Here is a 17,281-nt window from a genome sequence, read left to right on the forward strand (position 1 = left end):
CGGGAATTGCAGGACGGTTTTTACGTCAACCTCGGCATCGGCTTGCCGACGCTGGTGGCGAACCACGTGCCGAAGGACATTGAGGTGTGGCTGCAATCGGAAAACGGCTTGCTCGGCATCGGCCCGTTCCCGACCGAAGACAAGGTTGACGCCGACCTGATCAACGCCGGCAAGCAGACCGTGACGACGATTCCGGGGTCGTCGTTCTTCAGCTCGGCCGATTCGTTCGGCATGATACGCGGCGGCAAGATCAACATCGCCATCCTCGGCGCGATGCAGGTATCGCAGCAGGGAGACCTGGCCAACTGGATGATTCCGGGCAAGATGGTCAAGGGCATGGGCGGCGCGATGGACCTGGTGGCCGGCGTGGGCCGGGTGGTGGTCTTGATGGAGCACGTGGCCAAAGGCAAGGACGGCAGCATTTCGCAAAAGATACTCAAGCAATGCAACCTGCCGCTGACGGGTGTGGGCGTGGTCAATCGCATCATTACCGATCTGGGCGTGATTGATGTGACGCCGCAGGGGCTCAAGTTGATCGAGCTGGCTGCCGGCGTGACCAAGAATGAGGTGATCGCCAATACCGAAGCGGCGCTGGACGTGAGTGCGGTATAGATGCAGCAGTGAAAGACGGCGCGGCGTCGGTTGAGCAATCACCCGACGCTTTTTTACGATTCCCTCAGGAAAATCAAGGAAACACATGCGCGAAATAGCAAGCATTGAAGCATTGAATGAACTGGTCGGCCAGGAAGTGGCAGTCAGCGACTGGATCGACGTGACACAGGAGCAGGTCAACCAGTTTGCCGACGCCACCGGCGATCACCAGTGGATTCACGTTGACGTCGAGCGCAGCAAGCGCGAACTGCCGTTCGGCGGTACTGTTGCGCACGGTTTCCTGACGCTGGCCCTGTTGCCGAAAATCATGGGACTGAGCATCTCGATGGGCGACGTCAAGATGCTGCTCAACTATGGTCTCAACCGCGTGCGTTTCCCGGCGCCGCTGCCGGTCGGCAGCAAGGTGCGCGGCCGCATCGTGCTGCAGTCCGTAGAAGAAATCCCCGGCGGCGCGCAAGTGGTGTGGGAAATCACGATGGAACGCGAGGGTGCCGACAAGCCTGTGTGCGTCGCTGAATTTATCGTGCGCCGGTATTAAGCTTTAGTTGCAACGTCAATTCTTCGACTCGTGGCTACGTTCGGCGCGGACGATTGTGTAAACAATAATCCGTCGGCCAAGCCTGATAAGAGGAGGCAATAGCCGTGGTGGCGCGCTGGCAGAGCCGGCAGCGGCAAATTCACGATTGGACACCATGCGATGAACGGAACGCCGCACTCCAGTCGAGCACACGGCGCGCTTTTTCATTACTAGCTTCCGCATTGTCTTCCGTGATGTTGAAGACGCCTGCAGAGGTGTTTTGCAGGGAGAGCAAGGCGGCATGCGCAGCGGCGGCGACATGCACCGGACTTGTCCCCTTCGGTTCCCTGTTCCACGTGCCGGGGCCGTAAAGCTGGCCGTAGCGCAGCACCGTGCCGGTCAGGCCGCGCGCCTGAAGGACTTGCGTTTCCAGCGCCGCGACGCCGTCGACGCTGATGCGGCGAGCGCCCTCGGCATTGACATCCAGCGGACTTTCTTCCACATACGGTTTGGTGCCGGGGGCATAGGCCCACGCAATGCTTTGTGCAATCAATCGCGTGGCGCCGGCGGCCAGCGCGGCGGCGATCAGATTGCGCGTGCCTTCGCTGCGTACGCGCGCATTGCGTTGCGCCGCTTCGGTCATCGCCTGCGGATCAAGCTGGCGCGGCAGGTCGGTGAGCTGATGAATCACTGCTACCGGAGCAATCCTGATCAACTCTGCTTTCAGCACATCGGTGTCGAATACATCGACCACAACCGGAACGGCACCGAGTTTTTTCAGTCCATCCGCGTGCGCCTGTCGGCGCGTGCCGCCATACACCGCATAGCCTGCGTCGAGCAGCAGCGGAACCAGTATCGTGCCGATGGCGCCCGTCGCACCGGCCAGAAATATTTTTTCCTTCATCGTATTTCCTCCTCGTTGAAGTGACCAGTGTAAGAGGATGCGCGGCCGCAAAGAAGAGCCAAAAACGTCATGAACGAACTAGGCCATGATGGCGCGGTAATACGCCTGAGATGAGGCGTTGAAGGGAACAAGAGAGATGGATGGGACAGTGCGGCAGCACTGTCCCTCAGATGGGCTGCGGGACTAGCCGCGCTTCAGATATTGCGTGTTGCCGAACAGGATATCCTTGGCCTTGTCGTCGGTCAGCGCCTTGCGCTTGTCGGCCAGCACCATGACGCCGCGTTGCACCGCCGGGCGCGCGCTGATGGCGTCGAACCAGCGTTGCACATTGGGAAAGTCGCTCAGTTCGATGCCCTGGTTCTTCCAGGAGCGCGTCCACGGGAAGCAGGCGATGTCGGCGATGGTGTATTCGTCGCCGGCAAGGTAGGCGGTCTTGGACAATTGCTTGTCCAACACGCCGTACAGGCGCTTGGCTTCGTTGCTGTAACGGTTGATCGCGTATTCGATCTTTTCCGGCGCATACAGGCGAAAGTGGTGCGCCTGGCCGAGCATCGGGCCGAGGCCGCCCATCTGGAACATGACCCATTGCAGTACGTTGAATTTTTCGCGATCGGTCGTGCCGAGGAACTTGCCGGTTTTGCCGGCCAGGTAGATCAGAATGGCGCCGGATTCGAACAGTGAAATCGGCTTGCTGTCCGGACCGTCGGAATCGACGATGGCGGGAATCTTGTTGTTCGGGGAAATCTTCAGGAACTCTTCTGCAAACTGGTCGCCGGCGCCGATGTCGATGGCGTGCACGCGATAATCCAGGCCGCATTCTTCCAGCATGATATGGACCTTGTGGCCGTTCGGCGTGGCCCAGCTATATACGTCGATCATGATCTTCCTTATCGGGTGAAAAAGCCTGGCCAGTGTAGCCCAATGCATGGAACCGCGCAGGAAGGGCGTGCGTTTCTGGAAAAGGGAAAACCGGATGTCAGACTGCGCCCGGACGCTTGGTCAGCACGCCATGTCTTTCGAGGGAAAAATATTCGGCAAGCGTGGTCGTCGAGGCATTGTCCAGCAATGCCTTGAACTGTTCGAAGGCGGCGGGCGGCAACGCGGCCAGCCGTTCGGCCCATTCCAGCGCCTTATCCGCTACGGCACCGTCCGTGGCCAGCTTGTTGACCAGGCCGGCGGCATGCAGACGGGATGCGTTTAGCGGCGCGGCGTCGAGCAGGATTTCCGCGACCCATTGCGGCGGCAGCGCTTTCGGCAGGAACCAGCCGGCGCCGCCCACGGACCAGATACCGATCTGCGAGGAGGAGACGCCGAAAGTCGCGCTTTGTCCCGCCACGACCAGATCGCATGCCAGCGCCAGTGAAAAGCCGGCATCAATGGCAATGCCTTCGATCGCGGCGATCACCGGCTTGGGAAAGCTGCGCAGAGTCTCAACCAGATTCTGCAAATTTTCGAGGATGCCGATTTGTGTCGCCAGGTCCTTGCCCGCCTCTATCCCGCCGCAAAAATCTCGGTCTGCGCCGGTCAGCACGACGACCCGGATGGCGTCGTCCCGTTCGGCTTTCGACAGCGTCTCGATGGCGGCAGCGAGGACGTCGCCATCGAAGGCGTTGCGTTGTCCTGGATTGGCGAAAGTGAGGAGCAGGGTGGCGTCGCTGCGACTTGCTTTGAGTTCGGCGGTCATGTGGGCGGTCGTATCGTTATTGTTGCGACATCTTACAGCTTGGCCAGACGATCCAGCGCCAGGCGCAGCGTTTCATCCTTCTTGGCGAAACAGAAACGCACGATGCCGGATTCCTTGGGCGTGTTGTAGAAGGCCGAAACGGGAATCGCGGCGACGCCGATGTCGGTCGTCAGCCATTTGGAAAATTCGGCTTCCGACAAGCCGGAGATGGCGCCGTATTCCACGCACTGAAAATAGGTGCCGTCCGAAGGCAGCAGCTTGAAACGCGTGTTCTTCAGGCCGTCGCGGAACAAGTCTCGCTTCTTCTGGTAGAACGCAGGCAGTTCGAGATAGGGCGCCGGATTCTTCATATACTCGGCCAGGCCGTATTGCACCGGGGTGTTGACGGTGAAGACGTTGAACTGATGCACCTTGCGGAATTCCGCAGTCAGTGCGGCGGGAGCGGCGACGAAACCGACTTTCCAGCCGGTGACGTGATACGTCTTGCCGAAGCTGGAGTTAATGAAGGTGCGCGGCGCCAGTTCGGGATGGCGGCACAGCGATTCGTGGTTCTGGCCGTCGTAGACCATGTGTTCATAGACTTCATCCGACAGCACCAGGATGTCGGTGTTGCGCACGATGTCGGCCAGCGCATCGATGTCGGCTTTCTTCAGGATCGAGCCGGTCGGGTTGTGCGGGGTATTGACCATGATCAGGCGCGTCTTGCCGGTCACGGCAGCGGCGACTTTGTCCCACGGCACGCTGTAGCCTTCGCTGCTGACGGTCATCTGGACGAACACCGGAATGCCGCCGGCCAGCTCGATGGCGGGAACGTAGCAGTCATAGGCTGGCTCGATCACGATCACTTCATCGCCGGCATGCACGGCGCACAGGATCGACGTGAGGATGCCTTGCGTGGCGCCGGCCGTGATGGTGATTTCGCTGGTCGGGTCGTAGGAATGGCCGTGCAGAGCCTTGATCTTTTGGGCAACGGCTTCGCGCAGCACTGGCACGCCGGCCATCGGCGGATACTGGTTCAGGCCGGCGCGCATGGCGCCGACGACGGCGTCGATCAGGGCCGGATCGCAATCGAAATCGGGGAAGCCTTGTCCCAGATTGACCGCGCCTTTTTCGCTGGCGAGCGCGGACATGACGGTGAAGATGGTGGTGCCGACGTTGGGCAGTTTGGAAACGATATTGGCTGGCTGGCTCATTGCAGTGAATCTGTCTGAAGAAAGCGGAAAGAAGGCATTTTAGCCGGATTTTCCGTCCCAGCACTCACTAGGAACCGTTGTCGGCAGACATCCTGCCAAAAGTCCGGAGAACTTGTCGCACGAAGGTGCGCGATAGAGCATCATGCCGCGGTTTCTGCTGCAATCGCACTGGCCGCTGCCGCATGCCATCCTTGCGGCGTCATGATGGCGAACAGATTTTTGCGCACGGTTTTCTTCGCCAATTTGAGCAAGGCCTTGTCCTTGGTGATCAGGACGTCAGCCTCTGATTGCAGCGCCAGTTCGAGGAACTTCTGGTCGTCGGGATCGGAGCAGACAGGCAGCCCGAAGGTGTTGACGGCTACATTCGGCAGGCAGGTGATCAGGCTGTCGAATTCGGCGCGGATGGCAGGTTTGTCTTCTTCCTTGACCGGCAGGTGGGGGTAGTCTAGTACGATCAGCCACTCCATGCGGCAGTCCTCGCGCGTCACGGCCTCGACTTTCCGTTCACGCATGGCTTGCAGCAAAGCAGTCCACCGCGGATCGCGGAAGACGAACAAATCGAGGCAGACGTTGGTGTCGAGAACGATACGGCGCGTCGCGCGTTGCGCGGGGGGAGTAATGGTACTAACTGTCAAAACCGCGTGCTTTCGTATTTTCCACCGGCTGAGATGCGCCGGACAGATTGTTGCCTGTCTCCAGTACGTCGTAACCCTGATCCGTGATGCGCCAGAACTGGTGGATATCGACGGCAACCAGGCCGCGGTCGTGCAGCAGTCGGAGGTGATGCAGGATCAGCTCGGGAGGCGTGCTCTTTGTCTCGAGATTGCTCTGGATTTTCTCGACGTCGGCGTAGGAGGTGCCGAACGAAGACAGCGTCTTGAGAATATCCCCCATCAATGCTTTATCGCGTTTCATATCTCCTCCTGGTAGGTATCGGATCGTGCAGGCATCGATGTCATTTTGTCACCGCTCGCGTGGTGCATCCATATTGCACTGAATCTGTATTGAATCGAAGTCATGGACGATGTGGCGTGCCTGCATTGCTCTACGCCAAATATTAATCCATGTCAGCGGGCTTTGCTCAAAAGAAGCGACGCAAGAGGCACAAAAACGCGTCATTGCAGGCGCGATCCTGGAAAGGCGACTAGCAGCCCGTGCCCCCCAAGACGCGCAGGGCGGGTTTCGGTATCATTACGGAAAATTCAATGGATCCCTCTATGCTGATCGTTTTATCGCCCGCCAAATCCCTCGACTACGACACGCCGCCCTCCACCGACATCCACACCAAGCCAGATTTCATTGCGCGCTCGGCCGAGCTGATCGACGTGCTGAAGCAGAAATCGCCGGCGCAGATTGCCACCCTCATGGGAATTTCCGATCAGTTGGCTGCGCTCAACGTCGGCCGTTATGCTGCGTGGTCGCGCAAATTCACGGCGAAGAACAGCAAGCAGGCCGTGCTGGCCTTCAATGGCGACGTGTATGAAGGTCTGGATGCCGCGTCGCTTTCCGTGAGGCAACTCGACTATGTGCAATCGCATGTACGCATTCTGTCGGGTTTATATGGCGTGCTGCGTCCGCTGGACCTGATGCAGCCTTACCGTCTTGAAATGGGGACCAGGTTGCAGAATCCGCGCGGGAAGGATTTGTATGCATTCTGGGGCGAGGATGTCGCCAAGGCGCTTAGTGCGGAGTTGGCGGGGCATAAATCCCGGGTGTTGGTAAACCTGGCGTCGGAGGAATATTTCAAGGTGGTCAAGCCCAAGAGTCTGGATGCCAAGGTGATTTCACCGGTTTTTGAAGACTGGAAAGGTGGCAAGTACAAGATCATTTCTTTCTATGCCAAGCGTGCGCGCGGATTGATGGCCCGTTATGCGGCATTGAAGAATGTCAGCCAGGCAGAGAAATTGAAGAGCTTCGATTTGGATGGTTATGCGTTCGACGACTCGGTTTCCAGCGAGACTTCGTGGGTGTTTCGCCGGCGTATTGCGGAATAGCTGGGCTATTTTGGGCAAGCCGAAACGCGCCCACCGGGCGCGTTTTTTATTTGAAGGCTCAAACTGCCGAGGGCAAAGGGAGCAAGGATGGCGCCGACCTTGCTCCTGCTGCTGCGACGCTGGTTTCCGGATGGCGCAGTTTGAACAGGCCTACGACTTGCGTCAGCGTTGCTGCCTGGTCCTGCAAGGAGCCTGCAGCAGCAGCGGCTTCTTCCACAAGCGCAGCATTTTGCTGCGTCATTTCATCCATTTGTCCGATGCTCTGGCTCATGAGTTCGATGCGGTTGCTCTGGGTGCGGCTGGCTGCGGTGATATCGCTGACGATGGCGGTGACTTGTTTGACGCTGTGAACGATTTCCTGCATGGTCGAACCGGCTTGCGCAACCAGCTTGCTGCCGGCATCGACCTTTTCCACCGAGTCGTCGATCAGCGCCTTGATTTCCCTGGCGGCGGCCGAACTACGCTGCGCCAGACTGCGCACCTCGCTTGCCACTACCGCGAAACCGCGACCCTGCTCGCCGGCACGAGCGGCCTCGACTGCCGCATTGAGCGCCAGGATATTGGTTTGGAAAGCAATACTGTCTATCACGCTGATGATGTCGACGATTTTCTTGGACGAGTCGTTGATCGAGCCCATGGTGTCGATGACTTGTTCTACTACGCTGCCGCCCTGGACGGCGACTTGCGAAGCGGACAGCGCCAGTTGATTGGCCTGGGCGGCATTGTCGGCGTTTTGCTTGACCGTGGAGGTCAGCTCCTCCATGGACGAGGCGGTTTCTCCCAGCGAGCCGGCTTGTTGTTCCGTGCGCGTGGAAAGATCAAGGTTGCCGCTGGCGATCTGGGCCGACGCCGTTGCAATGGCGTCGGTGCCTTGCCGGACTTTGCTGACGATGGTACAGAGGCTGTCGTTCATGGCTTTCAGCGAAACGATCAGTTGCCCGGTTTCATCCTTGCTGAGCGGCCGGATGTCCGCAGTCAGGTCGCCGTCGGCGACGCGCCGGGCAAAGCCGACGGCTTGCTGCAGCGGTGCCACGACCAGCCGCGATACCCAGATTGCCATGGCGATTCCCAGGAAAATACAGGCGACAAGCAGACCGATGATCATGGTGCGCGACACGGCAAACGTTTCTTGTGCGCTTCGATGGGCTGCCTTGCTGCCGTCCAGGTTGGCGGCCGCGAGTTTATCGGCGTCCTGAAGAATCGCAAAATAAAACGGCGTGAAGCGGTTCATCTGGAGTGCCCAAGCTTCGCTTGACTTGCCCGAGCGCGAGATTGTCAGCACTTGCTTCTGGATCACCAGAATGTCGTCGAATTCGCGGGCCAGCCTGGCGCGTATGGTTTGTTCAGTCTCGGTGGTTGCCAGAGGAGCGAATTCGACAAGTTTCTGCTTGACGACCTGGTTTTGGACATCCAGTTCTTTTTCATTCTGACGGAATTCCGGTTCGCCGGATGAAAGAATATGCTGCAGTTGGATAGCGCGTATGCGAGACAGGGCGACTTTGAGTTCCAGCGCAATCGTTATGCTTGGCAACCAGTTTTCCGCCATTTCGACTGAAGCGCGGTTGACTTTGTCCAGTTGAAAGACCGAGAAAGCTCCCAGTGAAGTGGTGAAGCCGAGGACCAGAACGAAAGAGATCAGCAACTTCCGCGAGATCCGCAAATTGTAAAACCATGTCATGACGTATTCCTCCTGAAGGGGCGTGCGCGCATTGCTGCCGGGATCGGTGCAATACGTTTCAGGAGAGTGGCGAGATTGGAGCGACGGCTGGGACATGTTGCCAACCGTTCATGTGGTGTCACTATTATAAGGAGGTGACAGCGTGCTGGAGTTGCTTCTGTTTAAATAACAACATTGTCCGGTGAAACAGTACTTGCAAGGCAATAAAAAACCCCGCATCGCGGGGTTTCAGGAGAACGGCTTACCAGATTTTCCACCAGGGTTTGTCTTTTGCCTTGGGGCCGCCGGTGTAATAAGGGCTATTCGGATAGGTGGCCTGGATCACGCGTTCGGTGTCGTCGCGTAATTGCTGCTGGCCCATTGCTTCATAGGAGTTCTTCATGATGAACAGCGCTTCTTCGACGGCCGGGGCGTCAGGATATTCCTTGACCGCAGCCTGGGCGCGATTGGCTGCCGAAACGTAGGCGCCGCGGCGGAAGTAATATCTGGCGACGTGGACGTCGTATTGCGCCATGGCATTGACCAGGTATTTCATGCGTGCCAGCGCGTCCGGCGTGTAGGTGCTGTCAGGGAAACGTTCCGCCAGCAGCTTGAACGAATCGAATGCGTCGCGCACGGCCTTGGGGTCGCGTTCGGTGTTGTCCTGGTCGGTAAAGGTGTCGAAGATGCTGGTGCGGTCATTGAAATTGATCAGTCCGCGCAGGTAGTACATGTAGTCGACATTAGGATGGTTCGGGTGCAGCTTGATGAAACGGTCAACCGCCGCCAAGCCTTGTGGCTGATCGTTCAGGCGATAGTAAGCATAGGCGATGTCCATCTGTGCCTGCTGCGCGTATGTGCCGAAGGGATAGCGCGATTCCAGCTTTTCGAAGTACTTGATGGACTTCTCATAACCGCCGGCGGTCAGTTCGTCCTTGGCTTCCGAGTATAATTTGGCCGCAGACCAGCCAATCGTCTCGTCCTTTTGTTCTGGTAGCAAGCCGCAAGCCGACAACGACAGGATGAATGCGACGGTAAGCAACTTCAATAAGATTTTTTGCATGACGTGTGAGCAGTTTTTAGCGGGTGCAAAGAAACAAAATTTCAATTCTCTGATTATAGCTGATGTCACGTACCACTCCCCCTAAGGTTGTAAAAGCATTTGCAGCCGACCCTATCGAAGCAGACGAGGGAGAAGACGCGCTCGACGACATCGTCGGCGGGTTTGCAGAAGGAAACGAACCGATCATCCTGAAACTGACCGACGATGCTTGCGGCATGCGTCTGGACAAGGTGTTGTCGACGCTGGTCCCGCAATATTCGCGCAGCCGCATCCAGCAATGGATAGAGGCCGGCCACGTGACGGTGGACGGAAAGCCGGCGCGCACCAAGATGACCGTGCTGGGAGATGAAGCGGTGCTGATTCTGCCCCAGGCGGCGCCGGAAGACAATGCCTTTCAGCCGGAAGCCATGGATCTGGCGATCGTATATGAAGACAAGGCAATACTGGTGGTCGACAAACCGGCCGGCCTGGTCGTCCATCCGGCCGCCGGCAACTGGTCGGGTACGTTGCTCAATGGTTTGCTTCATCATTGTCCGGCCTTGGCCGGTGTGCCGCGCGCGGGCATCGTCCATCGGCTGGACAAGGACACCAGTGGCCTCATGGTGGTGGCCAAGACGCTGGCGGCCCAAACCGATCTGGTGCGCCAGTTGCAGGCGCGCACTGTCAAACGCCAGTATCTGGCGCTGGTCTGGGGCTTGCCGCAATTGTCCGGTACCATCGACGGCGCCATGGCGCGGCATCCGCGCGACCGCATCAAGATGGCGGTGTCGGAAAGCATGGCAGCCAAGCCGGCGGTCACGCATTACCGGCGCCTGGCGGTCGGCGCACTGGACGGCCGCGCAGTCAGTCTCATGCGTTGCCAACTGGAAACAGGGCGTACGCACCAGATTCGGGTACACATGCAGTCGCTCGGTTTTGCGCTGGTCGGCGACGCCTTGTACGGCAAGTCGCACCTGATGCCGTTTTTTCCGCGCCAGGCATTGCAGGCCTGGAAACTTGGCCTGGTCCATCCGACGACGGGCAAGCAATGCGAATGGGAAGTCGGCTTGCCGCAGGATTTTGCCGAACTGCTGACGCGTGCGGGTATCGATGCGCAGGTCATCAAGACTTTGGACGAGTGAAACGCATGGAATTGCTGATTCCGGATTGGAAAGACATCCCGGGCAATGTCGGCGCGCTTGCCACTTTGCGCCAGGGCGGCTTTAGCCAGGGCCTCTACGGCGACGGGCAGGGCGGCGGCGGTCTCAACCTTGGTGTGCATGTGCAGGACGACCTCGATCATGTCCGTCACAACCGCAGTCTGTTGCGCAGCATTCTGCCATCCGAGCCGACTTGGTTGACTCAGGTGCATGGCGTCGATGTGGCCGATGCCGCCGAGGCGAAAGATGCGCCGGAGGCCGACGCCAGCATCGCCAGCAAACCGGGCGCGGTATGCGTCATGATGACGGCGGATTGTCTGCCGGTGCTGTTTTGCGACACCGCGGGACGGGTGGTCGGCGCGGCGCACGCCGGCTGGCGCGGGCTGGCCGCCGGTGTGCTGGAAAACACGGTGGCAGCCATGCGCCGGCGTGGCGCAGATGAAATACAGGCCTGGTTGGGGCCGGCCATCGGACCGCAGCAATTTGAAGTCGGGCAGGACGTTCTGGATGCCTTCGTCGCGCACGATGTCGCCTGCAGCGCAGCGTTTGTTGCGATTGCCGGACGCGACGGCAAATACCTTGCCGATATTTACCAACTGGCGCGGCGCCGGTTGGCGCAGGTCGATGTACAACGTGTTGCCGGCGGCGGATTTTGCACCGTGAGCGACCGGCGGTTTTATTCCTATCGACGCGACAAGCTCACGGGCCGCATGGCTTCGATGATCTGGCTCAGGTAGCCGGCGTCATTCTCAATTGTTCCAGCAGTTGCCGGGTATGTCCCGGCAATTCATCCTGGTTCCTCACACAAATCAGCAACCGGCGGGTCGCCCATGCATCGCTGAGCGGTATGCATCGGATCGCCGTGGTTTTCTGGCAGCGCAAAGCTGCCGTTTCCGGAATGATGGCGATACCGACGTCGCGCTCCACCATGCGGCAGATGCCGTCGAAGCTACGCAATCTGACGCGGTATTGCAGGCGTCTTCCGGCGCGCAAAGCATGACCGGCGAGATGTTCCTGCAGGGCGCTGCCGTTGCTCAGGCCGACAAAATTCTTGTCCACGATTTCTGCAAACGGCAGCGTTTTTCTGCGCGCCAGCGCGTGCTTGTGCGGCACCACTGCGACCAGGCGATCCTGACGGAAAGGCAGGGTTTGCAGCGGTCCGGTCTCCACCGAGTCGGCAACGATGCCGATGTCGGCAATGCCGTCGACGATCGCTTGCACGATTTCGTGGCTGAGACGTTCTTCGAGATCGATATCGATGTAAGGATTTTGCGCCAGAAAAGCACCTAGCGCATCGGGCAGGAATTCGCTGATGGCGGCCGTGTTGCCGAGCAGGCGGATATGTCCTTTGAGGCCGTGCGCGTATTCGCTCAGTTCATCGCGCATCTTGTCCATTTGCTGCTGCACCGTGCGCGCATGGTGCAGCAGTGCGCGGCCGGCGTCGGTCAACTGGACGCCGCGCCGTTCGCGTATCAGCAAGGCGACGCCGAGCGCGTCTTCCATGCTGCGGATGCGGGCGCTGGCAGATGCCAGCGCAAGATGCGACCGATCGGCGCCGGCGGTGATGCTACCGGTTTCCGCCACATGTAAAAACAGTCGTAGATCGCTCAGGTCCAGGCGTGTGCTCATCGTTCAGTGGGGACGGTTGATGTTTTAGCCTTCGTTGCAGCCGAAGGCTGGCTTAGTGTATTCCAGATTTCCTCCGGCGACGAGAGCAGGCAGACTTGGCTATGCATGAACTATCAATGACGAGGAGCCAACGTGCAGACAAATTTATCTTTCGATACCGCACATGTCCTGTTGCTATCAGCCGTGACCGGCATTTTTTTGCTGGCGGGGTTCGTCAAAGGCGTAGTTGGACTAGGATTGCCGACGGTGGCGGTGGGGTTGCTGGGATTGTTCATGCCGCCGCAGCAGGCTGCCGCATTGTTGATCGTCCCGTCGCTGGCGACCAACCTCTGGCAACTGCTGGCTGGTGGACGTTTTGTATGGCTGTTGCGCCGGCTCTGGCTGATGCTGGCGGGAATTGTCGCCGGTACTTTGCTGGGAGCCAATTTCATGGCCGCGGACTCCGTTGGACATGCGACCATTGCGCTGGGTATGGCGCTGATCGCTTACGCGTTGCTTGGGCTGGCGGCGGCCAGATTTTCCGTCTCGGCAGGAAAAGAAAAGTACCTGTCGCCGGTCATCGGACTTACGACCGGATTGATCACGGCGGCGACAGCGGTGTTCGTGATTCCCGCAGTGCCGTATTTGCAGGCGCTGAATCTGGAGAAGGACGAATTGATTCAGGCGCTGGGGCTTTCCTTTACGGTTTCCACGATTGCCATGGCCGCAGGACTGGCGCAAGGCGGCGCTTTGCACATGGAAGGCGCGGCAATCTCGTTGATTGCGCTGTTGCCGGCGCTGGGCGGAATGTTTGTCGGCCAATGGCTGCGCGCGAAGATTTCAGCGGTCCTGTTTCGCCGTTGCTTCTTCGTCGGGCTGCTGTTGCTGGGTCTGCATCTGAGTTCGCATCTCTGGCGATGAAGGGCCTGCAGTTCGACATCGAAGAGCGTTCCGATGGCGTGCGCATTTATGCGAGGCTGGAGCGAGAAGTGGTGGGGGCGCTCGAGGCTGGAAGTGTGGCGCGAGGTGGGGTAGGAAGGATGCCGGTAACGATTGTCTATGTACTGCCGCGCTGGCGCGGCAGGGGTATTGCTACCGCCTTGAGGGAATACCTGCACGCTATGAATCAGGCGTGAACGCCAGACTCGTTCCATGAACGACATTAGAAATGCTGTCCCCACTTCTCGAATTTCTTCTATTGGCGATTTGATGCGGTTGTGTAATTCTCGCGCCTCGTATCGACGTTGAAGCGCGCATCAAATCCGCGGATCAGGATTCGCTTTTGCGATCCGGCGCCGACTCGCCTGTCGGGTTTTGTTCCGCATTGCGCGCCGCTTCCAATTTTTCCTTGATTTGACGATTCCGCTTGCGTTGCGGTGTGCCCATCAGGTATAAAACAATTGTCAAGGGAAATACGCCGTACAGAAAAAAAGTCATGATTCCCGCAATGGCGGACTGTTCGGTAATCGACATCATGAAGACGACATATAACCATGCGATTGCGACGATATACATTGTAGTTTCTGGCTTCGGACTGAGCGACAAACCGTAACAATACGCGAAAATTGTAGAAGCGAGCATGAATACGAAGACCCCGCAAAATCTTCCTCCCGTTGTTTCGGCATGGCTAAACCAGTTATCTGATTCGAAAGCATGGCAGTCGTGGCCGATGCCTGGCGGTCAGCTCGATGTTCAATCCATTCAAAAGCAACTGGGCGATCTCGGCGCCACGCTGGATCCTGCTGATCTGGTCCGCTTGCAGCAAGACTACGCAGACCAGTTTGCCGGCTTGTGGCAGACCGTCGCCAGTTCCCAGATTCCCGTCATCACCGACCGGCGCATGTCGGCGCCGGCATGGCACGCCAATCCTTTCTTCGCATTTCAGGCTGCCGCTTATCAGCTCAATGCGCGGTTTTTGACCGCCTTGGTCGACGCCGTGCAATCTTCCGAGAAGGTCAAACAGAAGTTGCGTTTTGCGGTGCAGCAAACGATCGATGCATTGTCGCCCGCCAATTTTCTGGCGACCAATCCGGAAGCGCAGCAAAAGATCATCGATACGCGCGGTGAAAGCCTGACGCGCGGCATCGCACAATTGTTCGCCGACCTGCAAAAAGGCCGCGTGTCGCAAACCGACGAAGCCGCATTTGAAGTCGGCAAGGACGTTGCCACAACCGCAGGTTCGGTGGTGTTTGAAAACGATTTGTTCCAACTGATCCAGTACGCGCCGCTGACCAAAACGGTGCATGCGCGTCCGTTGTTGATTGTGCCTCCCTGCATCAACAAATTCTATATTCTTGATCTGCAGCCGCAGAACTCTTTGGTGCGCTATGCGGTTGAGCAGGGCAATACGGTTTTCCTGATTTCCTGGCGCAACGCCGATGTTTCGCTGGAGACGACCACCTGGGATCGATATGTCGACGACGCTGCAGTGCGCGCGATCCATGTGGTCCAGGAAATTTCGGGGCAGGACCAGATCAATGCGCTTGGTTTTTGCGTCGGCGGTACCATCCTGTCGTGCGCCCTGGCGGTGCTCGCGGCGCGCGGCGAAGAGCCGGTGGCGAGCCTGACCTTGCTGACGGCTTTCCTAGATTTTCTCGATACCGGGGCCATCGACGTGTATATCGACGACGTCCAGATCGGCATGCGCGAGCAAATGATAGGTAAAAGCGGCCTGATGGCAGGGCGCGATTTCGCCAGTGCATTCTCGAGCCTGCGGCCAAATGACCTGCTGTGGAATTACGTTGAGTCGAACTACCTGAAAGGCGAAGCGCCGCAGGCATTCGATTTGCTTTACTGGAATGCCGACAGCACTAATTTGCCAGGTCCGATGTTCTGCTATTACCTGCGTCACATGTATCTGGAGAATGCGCTGAAGGAGCCGGGCCGGCTGACGATGGCCGGCGAGAAGATCGATCTCTACAAGCTCAATGTGCCGTCGTTCATTTACGCTTCGCGTGAGGATCACATCGTGCCGTGGATGTCGGCCTATGCGTCGACCGCCATTCTTAATGCGAAGAAGCCAGCCAACAATCGTTTTGTCCTGGGTGCGTCTGGGCATATCGCCGGCGTGATCAATCCGCCGTCGAAGAACAAGCGCAGTTACTGGACCAACGACAAGATCGGCTCTGACCCCGAGGCCTGGTTTGCGGGTGCCAAAGAACATCCAGGCAGTTGGTGGACGGAATGGTCCGCCTTCCTTGCGAAGCACGCAGGCAAGCAAATTGCAGCGCCGAAGAAAGCCGGCAATGCAAAGTACAAGGTAATTGAACCGGCACCGGGGAGGTACGTCAAAGTCAGAGCTGAATAAGACCTAGAAAGATCAACAAGAAGAGGATGCGTTTTCATAAAGATGTCTGCATGCGCAGCAATATGGGATAGCAGGCATCGTCATCCTCGGCAATCATCCACCCGATATACATTAGGAGGCAGCACCATGGTAAAACGTATCGCATATGTGACCGGCGGCATGGGAGGTATCGGTACCCCGATTTGTGCGCGTCTTTGCAAAGATGGTTACACAGTGGTTGCCGGTTGCGGCCCGAACTCCGCGCGCAAGGACAAGTGGCTGGCTTCCATGCGCGAGCAAGGTTTCGATATCCACGCGTCCGAAGGCAATGTCGCCGACTGGGACTCGACCAAGGCGGCTTTTGACAAGGTCAAGGCTGAAATCGGCGAAGTCGATGTCCTGATCAACAATGCCGGGATTACCCGCGACGGCCAGTTCCGCAAGATGACCAAGTCCGACTGGGATGCCGTTATCGATACCAACCTGAATTCGTTGTTCAACGTGACCAAACAGGTCATTGACGGTATGGTGGATCGCGGTTGGGGACGCATCGTCAATATTTCTTCCGTGAACGGCCAGAAAGGCCAGTTCGGACAGACCAATTATTCGACCGCCAAGGCCGGTATCCATGGCTTTACCATGGCGCTGGCGCAGGAAGTGGCGACCAAGGGCGTGACGGTCAATACCGTATCGCCGGGTTATGTCGGCACCGACATGGTGCGGGCGATCCGGCCTGAAGTCCTGGAAAAGATCGTCGCCGGCATCCCCGTCAAGCGTCTGGCGGAGCCGGAAGAAATCGCATCGATCATTGCCTGGATTGCGTCGAATGAAGGTGGTTATGCCACCGGTTCCGATTTTTCGCTGAACGGCGGTTTGCACATGGGTTAGGCTGGCGGCCGGCGGTCCTGATGGTTCGCCGGCCGTTTTTTTAAGGGAAACCGCGTACTTGTATGATTGCCCGGTTTCCCGCCTATAATGCGTTACGCCAGCGGCCCGACTTCAACTCAAAATATGGGGCCGCTTAATAGCTGAAAACAGACTGGAATTTCAGATGACAAGTGCAAAAAACTCTGCAGAGCGTTTAATTAAAAAATATCCCAATCGCCGCCTGTACGATACTCAGACAAGTTCTTACATTACGTTGACCGATGTGAAGCAACTGGTTCTCGATAATGAGGAATTCGCCGTGGTCGATGCCAAGAACGGCGACGACCTGACGCGCAGCATTTTGCTGCAGATCATCTTGGAGGAAGAGTCTCACGGCGCGCCGATGTTTTCCAGCGGCGCGTTGTCGCAGATCATCCGCTACTATGGCCACGCGATGCAGGGCATGATGGGGTCGTACCTGGAAAAGAATATCCAGGCCTTTATCGACATCCAGAACAAACTCGCGGAAAACTCCAAGGGTTTTTACGAAGGCAAACCTTTCAGCCCGGAAATGTGGGCCCAGTTCATGAATGTACAGGGGCCGATGATGCAGGGCATGATGAGCAACTACATCGAGCAGAGCAAGAGCCTGTTCATCCAGATGCAGGAGCAAATGCAGAGCCAGACCAAGAACATGTTCGGCACGTTTCCTTTCGGTCCGACCGATCCCGGTAAAAAGTAGTCATTCTGTCAAGGC

At 58.0% G+C, this 17,281-nt stretch carries 19 protein-coding genes; 9 read left to right on the forward strand and 10 right to left on the reverse strand.

Features of this window, described 5'->3' with window-relative positions; translation table 11 throughout:
- Positions 1–612 (forward strand): 3-oxoacid CoA-transferase subunit B (locus RV1423_RS13870; RefSeq protein ID WP_051516684.1); only part of this gene is annotated, 612 nt, incomplete at its 5' end.
- An 85-nt stretch (positions 613–697) separates the two neighbouring features.
- Entirely contained in the window at positions 698–1,150 is a 453-nt protein-coding gene (locus tag RV1423_RS13875) for a MaoC family dehydratase (protein WP_034297543.1), read from the forward strand.
- Between the two features lie 139 nt (positions 1,151–1,289).
- Here the strand turns inward: RV1423_RS13875 and RV1423_RS13880 are convergent, their stop codons facing one another.
- The 6 genes from RV1423_RS13880 to RV1423_RS13905 form a co-directional block, all read right to left on the reverse strand.
- Entirely contained in the window at positions 1,290–2,033 is a 744-nt protein-coding gene (locus RV1423_RS13880) for an NAD(P)-dependent oxidoreductase (protein WP_034297545.1), read from the reverse strand.
- A 183-nt stretch (positions 2,034–2,216) separates the two neighbouring features.
- Positions 2,217–2,912 carry a glutathione binding-like protein gene (locus RV1423_RS13885; protein WP_034297547.1) on the reverse strand — a complete coding sequence of 232 codons (696 nt, stop codon included), beginning with the start codon at positions 2,910–2,912 and terminating at the stop codon, positions 2,217–2,219.
- Positions 2,913–3,009: 97 nt separating this feature from the next.
- A complete protein-coding gene (locus RV1423_RS13890) occupies positions 3,010–3,678 on the reverse strand; it encodes an enoyl-CoA hydratase-related protein (protein WP_373419963.1) in 669 nt (222 codons plus the stop codon).
- Positions 3,679–3,749: 71 nt separating this feature from the next.
- The gene (locus RV1423_RS13895) at positions 3,750–4,910 is read right to left on the reverse strand and encodes a pyridoxal phosphate-dependent aminotransferase (RefSeq protein WP_034297551.1); all 1,161 of its coding nucleotides are present in this window, start codon (positions 4,908–4,910) and stop codon (positions 3,750–3,752) included.
- A gap of 140 nt (positions 4,911–5,050) precedes the next feature.
- Positions 5,051–5,545: a putative toxin-antitoxin system toxin component, PIN family gene (locus RV1423_RS13900; protein ID WP_051516685.1), complete on the reverse strand. Its 495-nt coding sequence runs from the start codon at positions 5,543–5,545 to the stop codon at positions 5,051–5,053.
- Positions 5,535–5,825 carry a hypothetical protein gene (locus tag RV1423_RS13905; protein ID WP_034297554.1) on the reverse strand — a complete coding sequence of 97 codons (291 nt, stop codon included), beginning with the start codon at positions 5,823–5,825 and terminating at the stop codon, positions 5,535–5,537. Before RV1423_RS13905 ends, RV1423_RS13900 begins: the two co-directional genes overlap by 11 nt.
- A 302-nt stretch (positions 5,826–6,127) precedes the next feature.
- On the opposite strand from RV1423_RS13905, the gene yaaA reads away from it, so the two are divergent.
- Positions 6,128–6,904: a peroxide stress protein YaaA gene (gene yaaA, locus RV1423_RS13910; protein ID WP_034297556.1), complete on the forward strand. Its 777-nt coding sequence runs from the start codon at positions 6,128–6,130 to the stop codon at positions 6,902–6,904.
- 58 nt (positions 6,905–6,962) lie between these two features.
- Here yaaA and RV1423_RS13915 read toward each other — a convergent pair whose 3' ends face one another.
- Together RV1423_RS13915 and RV1423_RS13920 are read right to left on the reverse strand one after the other, a co-directional pair.
- Positions 6,963–8,582 carry a methyl-accepting chemotaxis protein gene (locus RV1423_RS13915; RefSeq protein ID WP_081768825.1) on the reverse strand — a complete coding sequence of 540 codons (1,620 nt, stop codon included), beginning with the start codon at positions 8,580–8,582 and terminating at the stop codon, positions 6,963–6,965.
- 241 nt (positions 8,583–8,823) lie between these two features.
- Entirely contained in the window at positions 8,824–9,624 is an 801-nt protein-coding gene (locus RV1423_RS13920) for an outer membrane protein assembly factor BamD (RefSeq protein WP_034297560.1), read from the reverse strand.
- A 62-nt stretch (positions 9,625–9,686) separates the two neighbouring features.
- Here RV1423_RS13920 and RV1423_RS13925 point away from each other — a divergent pair, with 62 nt between their 5' ends.
- Both RV1423_RS13925 and pgeF read left to right on the forward strand, forming a co-directional pair.
- Entirely contained in the window at positions 9,687–10,745 is a 1,059-nt protein-coding gene (locus RV1423_RS13925) for an RluA family pseudouridine synthase (protein ID WP_034297561.1), read from the forward strand.
- A gap of 5 nt (positions 10,746–10,750) precedes the next feature.
- Positions 10,751–11,500 carry a peptidoglycan editing factor PgeF gene (gene pgeF / locus RV1423_RS13930; RefSeq protein ID WP_034297563.1) on the forward strand — a complete coding sequence of 250 codons (750 nt, stop codon included), beginning with the start codon at positions 10,751–10,753 and terminating at the stop codon, positions 11,498–11,500.
- Here the strand turns inward: pgeF and RV1423_RS13935 are convergent.
- Positions 11,493–12,392: a LysR substrate-binding domain-containing protein gene (locus RV1423_RS13935; RefSeq protein ID WP_034297565.1), complete on the reverse strand. Its 900-nt coding sequence runs from the start codon at positions 12,390–12,392 to the stop codon at positions 11,493–11,495. The genes pgeF and RV1423_RS13935 overlap by 8 nt on opposite strands.
- A 132-nt stretch (positions 12,393–12,524) precedes the next feature.
- On the opposite strand from RV1423_RS13935, the gene RV1423_RS13940 reads away from it, so the two are divergent.
- Positions 12,525–13,292, forward strand: coding sequence for a sulfite exporter TauE/SafE family protein (locus RV1423_RS13940; RefSeq protein ID WP_034297566.1), 768 nt, complete (start codon positions 12,525–12,527; stop codon positions 13,290–13,292).
- Positions 13,293–13,640: 348 nt separating this feature from the next.
- Here RV1423_RS13940 and RV1423_RS13950 read toward each other — a convergent pair whose 3' ends face one another.
- A complete protein-coding gene (locus RV1423_RS13950; RefSeq protein ID WP_034297570.1) occupies positions 13,641–13,886 on the reverse strand; it encodes a hypothetical protein in 246 nt (81 codons plus the stop codon).
- A gap of 64 nt (positions 13,887–13,950) precedes the next feature.
- On the opposite strand from RV1423_RS13950, the gene phaC reads away from it, so the two are divergent.
- From phaC to phaR, 3 genes are all read left to right on the forward strand, one after another.
- Positions 13,951–15,678 carry a class I poly(R)-hydroxyalkanoic acid synthase gene (gene phaC / locus RV1423_RS13955; RefSeq protein WP_034297571.1) on the forward strand — a complete coding sequence of 576 codons (1,728 nt, stop codon included), beginning with the start codon at positions 13,951–13,953 and terminating at the stop codon, positions 15,676–15,678.
- Between the two features lie 126 nt (positions 15,679–15,804).
- Entirely contained in the window at positions 15,805–16,545 is a 741-nt protein-coding gene (locus RV1423_RS13960) for a 3-ketoacyl-ACP reductase (RefSeq protein WP_034297572.1), read from the forward strand.
- A gap of 163 nt (positions 16,546–16,708) precedes the next feature.
- Positions 16,709–17,266 (forward strand): polyhydroxyalkanoate synthesis repressor PhaR, encoded by a 558-nt coding sequence (gene phaR / locus RV1423_RS13965; RefSeq protein ID WP_034297575.1) that lies wholly within the window; start codon positions 16,709–16,711, stop codon positions 17,264–17,266.
- Positions 17,267–17,281: the final 15 nt, after the last annotated feature.

Origin of the sequence: Herbaspirillum sp. RV1423, from assembly GCF_000577615.1 — a bacterium.
Classification (GTDB): domain Bacteria; phylum Pseudomonadota; class Gammaproteobacteria; order Burkholderiales; family Burkholderiaceae_D; genus Herbaspirillum.

Excerpts from the sequence above, each read along its gene's own strand:
- RV1423_RS13915 (WP_081768825.1), bottom strand. The coding sequence starts at position 8,582 with ATGACATGGTTTTACAATTTGCGGATCTCGCGGAAGTTGCTGATCTCT.
- RV1423_RS13905 (WP_034297554.1), bottom strand. The coding sequence starts at position 5,825 with ATGAAACGCGATAAAGCATTGATGGGGGATATTCTCAAGACGCTGTCT.
- RV1423_RS13875 (WP_034297543.1), top strand. The coding sequence starts at position 698 with ATGCGCGAAATAGCAAGCATTGAAGCATTGAATGAACTGGTCGGCCAG.
- RV1423_RS13960 (WP_034297572.1), top strand. The coding sequence starts at position 15,805 with ATGGTAAAACGTATCGCATATGTGACCGGCGGCATGGGAGGTATCGGT.
- RV1423_RS13885 (WP_034297547.1), bottom strand. The coding sequence starts at position 2,912 with ATGATCGACGTATATAGCTGGGCCACGCCGAACGGCCACAAGGTCCAT.
- RV1423_RS13935 (WP_034297565.1), bottom strand. The coding sequence starts at position 12,392 with ATGAGCACACGCCTGGACCTGAGCGATCTACGACTGTTTTTACATGTG.
- RV1423_RS13895 (WP_034297551.1), bottom strand. The coding sequence starts at position 4,910 with ATGAGCCAGCCAGCCAATATCGTTTCCAAACTGCCCAACGTCGGCACC.
- phaC (WP_034297571.1), top strand. The coding sequence starts at position 13,951 with ATGAATACGAAGACCCCGCAAAATCTTCCTCCCGTTGTTTCGGCATGG.
- RV1423_RS13880 (WP_034297545.1), bottom strand. The coding sequence starts at position 2,033 with ATGAAGGAAAAAATATTTCTGGCCGGTGCGACGGGCGCCATCGGCACG.
- phaR (WP_034297575.1), top strand. The coding sequence starts at position 16,709 with ATGACAAGTGCAAAAAACTCTGCAGAGCGTTTAATTAAAAAATATCCC.
- yaaA (WP_034297556.1), top strand. The coding sequence starts at position 6,128 with ATGCTGATCGTTTTATCGCCCGCCAAATCCCTCGACTACGACACGCCG.
- RV1423_RS13950 (WP_034297570.1), bottom strand. The coding sequence starts at position 13,886 with ATGTATATCGTCGCAATCGCATGGTTATATGTCGTCTTCATGATGTCG.
- RV1423_RS13925 (WP_034297561.1), top strand. The coding sequence starts at position 9,687 with ATGTCACGTACCACTCCCCCTAAGGTTGTAAAAGCATTTGCAGCCGAC.
- RV1423_RS13920 (WP_034297560.1), bottom strand. The coding sequence starts at position 9,624 with ATGCAAAAAATCTTATTGAAGTTGCTTACCGTCGCATTCATCCTGTCG.
- pgeF (WP_034297563.1), top strand. The coding sequence starts at position 10,751 with ATGGAATTGCTGATTCCGGATTGGAAAGACATCCCGGGCAATGTCGGC.